This window comes from Halopseudomonas salina (assembly GCF_014637955.1).
GTDB lineage: Bacteria > Pseudomonadota > Gammaproteobacteria > Pseudomonadales > Pseudomonadaceae > Halopseudomonas > Halopseudomonas salina.
The window spans coordinates 1-1295 of the sequence record NZ_BMFF01000016.1; the positions used below are offsets into that span (position 1 = coordinate 1).

A 1295-nucleotide genomic window follows, 5' to 3' on the forward strand; every position below is an offset into this window, starting at 1 on the left:
GGTACTAACCGGGCACATGGGTTACAGATCAAACCGGGCACATAGGTAACAGGTGATAGCGTATTGGCCTCAATAAGGAGGGGCCAATGAACTGGAAAGTGACCTGTACCATGGGCGAGAGAACTGCTTTTATCGAGGCTTGGCTCAGCCGCAGATTCACCACCACAGAGCTATGTGTGCGATTTGGTATTTCGCGCAAAACAGGGCATAAGTGGATTAATCGTTTCAAGTCTTTGGGGATGACGGGGCTGGAGGATGAGAGCCGTGCTCGGCATAGCCAAAGACACCAAACGGCTGATGCGGTTGTCGCTCGGATATTGGAACTGAAGAACCAATATCCGGACTGGGGGCCCGTTACGATTCGTTCATCACTCCATCGTGAAAACCCTTGCGCTCATTGGCCTGCCTCCAGCACGGTGGGTGAGATTCTCAAGGCACATGGTCTGGTGAAGCGAAGACGACCACGTCGGAAAACGCCACCACAGACGCAACCTCTGGGTCATGCACTAGGTCCAAATGACGTATGGAGCGCCGACTTTAAAGGCCAGTTCCGCCTGGGCAACGGCCAGCTCTGTTACCCGCTGACCATTTCAGACAATTACAGCCGGCTCCTGATCACCTGCAGAGGGTTGCAAAGCCCCAAGCTTGAGCCATCTATCGCGCTTTACCGTCAGGCTTTCCTGGACTACGGACTGCCTCGAGCTATACGCACTGATAACGGCTGGCCGTTTGCGATGACTACTTTGGGTGGCCTCACTCCGCTCTCCATTTGGCTTATCAAACTGGGCATTTATCCCGAGCGAATTGCCTCGGGGAAACCGCAGCAGAACGGCCGCCATGAACGCATGCACCGCACCCTGAAAGCCGCTACTGCTAAGCCGCCAAAAGACGATATGGAAGCTCAGCAAAGGGCATTTGATCAGTTTGTGCGTGAATATAACTACGAAAGACCACATCAGAGTCTTGGGCTGGGAATCTGTCCGATCGATGTCCATACGCCCTCACCACGAGCTTTTCCGAAGACGATACCTGAGGTTGAATATCCATCAGGATACGCGGTGAGAAAGGTAAAACATGGTGGCTATATCAAGCTCCATGGAGAGCCGATTTACACGACCCGGCAACTGGTGGGGGAATATATTGGGCTGGAACCACTGGAGTTCGATCGTTGGCAATTGTATTTTGGCGAGGTATGCCTAGGCGTGGTTGATGAACGCCGGGGACGAGTAATACGGCCAACATAGGTGTTACCTATGTGGCCGGTTTGTGGTGTTACCTATGTGACCGGCTCAACA

Annotated in this window: 1 protein-coding gene; it reads left to right on the top strand. The window is 53.2% G+C overall.

Annotated features, from left to right (window positions below; all coding sequences use genetic code 11):
• Nucleotides 1-86: 86 nt before the first annotated feature.
• Nucleotides 87-1244, top strand: a complete 1158-nt coding sequence (locus tag IEV54_RS17255; protein WP_150279458.1) for an integrase core domain-containing protein — start codon at nucleotides 87-89, stop codon at nucleotides 1242-1244.
• Nucleotides 1245-1295: the final 51 nt, after the last annotated feature.